This is a genomic window from uncultured Tepidimonas sp., assembly GCF_938045175.1.
Classification (GTDB): domain Bacteria; phylum Pseudomonadota; class Gammaproteobacteria; order Burkholderiales; family Burkholderiaceae_C; genus Tepidimonas.
Window position 1 is genome coordinate 1 of the sequence record NZ_CALIND010000189.1, and the last position, 3,974, is coordinate 3,974.

Genomic DNA, 3,974 nt, shown 5'->3' on the forward strand with positions numbered 1-3,974 from the left:
GATGCGGTAAGCGTCGATGACGATGTCCTGCGTCGCCGACATGAAGCCAAGCAGCACGGCAAACCCTGCCATGCGCGCCAACGCCGCTGGCCCCGCGGCCGGGTCGGTGGCCGCCATGCCCAGAATGGCCACCACCACCCCCAACTGTGCGGCCAGCAGCCACGCGCGGCGCCGCCCGAGTCGTGCCGACAGCCCCGGCAGCGGCAGCCGATCCACCAGCGGCGCCCAGATGAATTTGAACGAATACGCCAGCGCCGCCCAACTGAAAAACGTTACCGCGCGCCGCTCCACCCCGGCCTCGCCCAGCCACAGCGACAGCGACGAAAAAATCAGCAACAGCGGCAACCCCGCCGAAAAGCCCAGCGCCACCATGGCGGCGACGCGCCAGTCCCACAATACGCGCCACCACGCAGGAGCGGAACGTGGCGCTTCGGGACGTGGTGACGCAGCGGGGGGCGTGGGCATGGACGGGACAGTGATGGATGGCAACGAGGGGCGTGGAGAGCAGCGATGCAACCGTTACCGATGACACAAACCGCTTACACCGCCCCCTTGCGATTGTGCCTATGATGGCACCATGTGCTGGATGTGCAACGCCCGGATTCCATTGGCCGCACGCCGCGGCTTTCTGCGTGCTGCCGCCGCTGCGGCCGGCGCCACCGCCCTGGCTCCCGCATGGGGACAAGTGCAAGTGGGGCCACCGTCCAAGCTGCGCTCGCTCGTGCCCGCGCAACAGCTCGAGGCAGCGGCCGCGCAGCAGTACGCACAAATGTTGGCGCAAGCCCGCGCCCAGGGGGCGCTCGCGCCGGACGACCACCCCCAACTGCGGCGGCTGCGCGCCATTGCGCGCCAGCTCATTCCGCACGCGCTGCCCTGGAACGAGCGCGCGCGCCAATGGCGCTGGGAGGTCAACCTCATCGGCAGCCGCCAGATCAATGCTTTTTGCATGCCGGGCGGCAAGATCGCGTTTTTCACCGGTATCCTGGACCAGCTACGCCTGGCGGACGACGAGGCGGCCATGGTCATGGGGCACGAAATGGCGCACGCTCTGCGCGAACACGCGCGCGAGCGCATCGCCAAAACGCAGGCCACCGGCCTGGGCCTGTCGCTGGGCGCGCAGTTACTGGGCTTGGGCGACCTGGGCCGGCTGGCGGCCGACTTGGGCACGCAGTTGCTGAGCCTGAAGTTCAGCCGCGAAGACGAGGTCGAAGCCGACCTGGTCGGGCTGGAGCTGGCCGCGCGCGGCGCCTACGACCCGCGCGCCAGCGTCACGCTGTGGCAAAAGATGGCCGCCGCCTCGGGCAACAACGGACTGGAGTTTCTGTCCACCCACCCCAGCGGACCCAACCGCATCCGCGAGCTGGAGGCCAACATCCCCAAGGTCGAGGCCCTGTACGAACAAGCGCGCCGCGCCGGTTGACGCTGCGCTGCCCCGCGCCGGCTCACGTGCCGCCCACGAACGGATTCGTACGCCGCTCGCGGCCGAACGTACTCTCCGGCCCGTGGCCCGGGATGAACACCGTGTCGTCCCCCATGGGCCACAGCCGCTGCGTGATGCTGTCGATCAGCTGCTGGTAGTCGCCCCCAGGGAAGTCGGTGCGGCCGATGCTGCCCGCAAACAGCACGTCCCCCACGAAAGCACGCCGCGCCTCGGGCGAATGAAACACCACGTGCCCTGGCGTGTGCCCCGGGCAGTGCCGCACCTGCAGCGTGCATTCGCCCACCGTCACCGTGTCGCCATCGTGCAGCCAGCGCGTGGGCGTGAACGCGCGCGCCGGCGGAAAACCAAATATCTGGCTTTGCTGCGGCAGCCCATCGATCCAGAACTGATCCCCCGGGTGCGGGCCGACGATGGGTACGCCCAGCCGCTCGGCCAATTCACCCGCGCCGCCCGCATGGTCGATGTGCGCATGGGTCAGCCAAATCTGGCGCAGATCCAGCCCCAGTCGTTCGGCGGTGGTGAGCACCGTGTCCAGGTCGCCGCCGGGGTCAATCACGGCGGCCTGCCGCGTGGCGTCGCACCACACGAGCGAACAGTTTTGGGCAAAGGGGGTAACGGGTATCGTCTGGTAGCGCAGCATGGTGGCGTCATTGTGCCCGCATGCGCGCCCGTGTGCGCGACAATCGCTCCATGAACACGGGTCTTCCCCCTCAGCGCATCGCCCTCGTCACCGGCGCAGGCAGCGGCATCGGCCGCGCTTGCGCCATCGCACTGTTGCATGACGGCTGGACCGTCTGGCTCGTGGGCCGGCGCGCGCCCGCCCTGAACGAGACCGCGGCACTCGCCGACGCGGCCCAGCCGGGCTCGCTCGCGCGGGCCCACGCGCACGCGGCCGACGTCGGCGACCCCGCTCAGGTACAGGCCGCCTTCGATGCCGTGCGCGCTGCCCATGGACGATTGGACCTGTTGTTCAACAACGCCGGCATCTTCACACCCACCGCCACGCCCGACGCGGTGGCGCTGGAGGACTGGCAGCGCGCCGTGCGCACCAACCTCGATGGCATGTTTTACTGTCTGCGCGCGGCCTTCGCCCTCATGCGCGAACAACGCCCACAGGGCGGGCGCATCATCAACAACGGCTCCATCTCGGCCCACACGCCGCGCCCGGGCTCCATCGCCTACACCGCCACCAAGCACGCCATCACCGGCTTGACCAAAGCCGCCGCGCTCGACGGCCGCGCCTTTCACATCGCCGTGGGCCAGATCGACATCGGCAATGTGGCCAGCGACATGACCGAGGCCATGGCTGCCGGCGTGCTGCAGGCCGACGGCAGCATCCGCCCCGAGGCGCGCATGGACATGGACGCGGTGGTTCAAACCTTCATGACCATGGCGCGCCTGCCGCTGCAAGCCAACGTGCTGTTCACCACCGTGCTGGCCACGCAGATGCCCTTCGTCGGCCGCGGCTAGCCTGGGGGGCTAGTCCAGCGGCAGCGCGCTGGTGCACTTGATCTCGTCCAGGCACACGCTGGAGCGCACCCCATTGACCCCGGGCAGCTGCGCCAGCGTGCCCAGCAAAAAATCCGACAGGCTTTTGAGGTCACGCGCCACCACCTTGAGCACGTAGTCGAAGTCGCCGGTGACGGCATAGCACTCCTGCACCTGTGTCATGGCGCGCACCCGCTCGCGAAACTTCTCCACTTCGCGGATGTGGCCACGCTCCATGGTCACGTGCACGAAAGCCGTCACCCCCAGCCCCAGTCGCGGCGCGTCCAGCCGCGCCTCGTAGCGGCGAATCAGGCCCAGCTCTTCCAGCCGGCGGTGGCGCCGGTTGCACTGCGCCGGCGACAGGTGCACCGCCTCGGCCAGCGCCTGGTTGGTAATGCGCCCGTCCTCTTGCAGACGGGTCAACATGCGACGGTCTACTGCATCGAGCACAGTGGGCGGTACGGCTGCGGACATGACGGACTCCAGACGAACGGTTGCGCCGGGGCACGGCGCGCACCAGCACCGCAGGCAAAGCGCGGCTGGGCGTAATTTTCTCTCGTTAATTACGATAAACGCACAAGAATCTTACAAATCTTCGGGTTTTTCCGGCAGCACGATGCAAACCCATTGCGCCATTGCAGGCATATGCTCTCGTCCATCATGTTTACCCTTGGAGTGCTGCCATGACCACCCCGTTTGACAACCCCATGGGCTTGTGCGGCTTCGAATTCGTCGAATTCGCCTCGCCCCGCCCCAACGTGCTCGAACCGCTGTTTCAAGCCCTGGGCTTCACCCTCGTGGCGCGCCACCGCTCCAAAGACGTCGAGCTCTGGCGCCAGGGCGGCATCAACTTCATCCTCAACCGCGAGCCCAAAAGCCTGGCGTACTACTTCGCGCAGGAACACGGCCCCAGCGCCTGTGGCTTGGCCTTCCGCGTCAAGGACGCCCACAAGGCCTACTACCGCGCGTTGGAGCTGGGCGCGCAGCCCATCGACATCCCCACTGGCCCGATGGAGCTGCGCCTGCCCGCGATCAAAGGCATCGG

General features: G+C 67.9%; 4 protein-coding genes and 2 pseudogenes. 3 read left to right on the forward strand and 3 right to left on the reverse strand.

The genetic code is table 11. The features are described 5' to 3' along the window. A pseudogene (locus tag Q0716_RS09920) lies at nt 1-465 on the reverse strand (hypothetical protein); the annotation flags it as partial. Nucleotides 466-586: 121 nt separating this feature from the next. On the opposite strand from Q0716_RS09920, the gene Q0716_RS09925 reads away from it, so the two are divergent. Then, on the forward strand, nt 587-1,420 hold the full coding sequence (locus tag Q0716_RS09925; protein ID WP_299022767.1) for a M48 family metallopeptidase: 834 nt from the start codon (nt 587-589) through the stop codon (nt 1,418-1,420). 22 nt (nt 1,421-1,442) lie between these two features. Here the strand turns inward: Q0716_RS09925 and Q0716_RS09930 are convergent, their stop codons facing one another. Further along, the gene (locus tag Q0716_RS09930) at nt 1,443-2,081 is read right to left on the reverse strand and encodes an MBL fold metallo-hydrolase (protein WP_299022762.1); all 639 of its coding nucleotides are present in this window, start codon (nt 2,079-2,081) and stop codon (nt 1,443-1,445) included. A gap of 50 nt (nt 2,082-2,131) precedes the next feature. On the opposite strand from Q0716_RS09930, the gene Q0716_RS09935 reads away from it, so the two are divergent. Then, nucleotides 2,132-2,911, forward strand: a complete 780-nt coding sequence (locus Q0716_RS09935) for an SDR family oxidoreductase (RefSeq protein WP_299022764.1) — start codon at nt 2,132-2,134, stop codon at nt 2,909-2,911. A 9-nt stretch (nt 2,912-2,920) separates the two neighbouring features. Here the strand turns inward: Q0716_RS09935 and Q0716_RS09940 are convergent, their stop codons facing one another. Beyond that, entirely contained in the window at nt 2,921-3,403 is a 483-nt protein-coding gene (locus tag Q0716_RS09940; protein ID WP_299022766.1) for an Lrp/AsnC family transcriptional regulator, read from the reverse strand. Nucleotides 3,404-3,612: 209 nt separating this feature from the next. On the opposite strand from Q0716_RS09940, the pseudogene Q0716_RS09945 reads away from it, so the two are divergent. Then, nucleotides 3,613-3,974: pseudogene (locus tag Q0716_RS09945) on the forward strand (4-hydroxyphenylpyruvate dioxygenase); the annotation flags it as partial.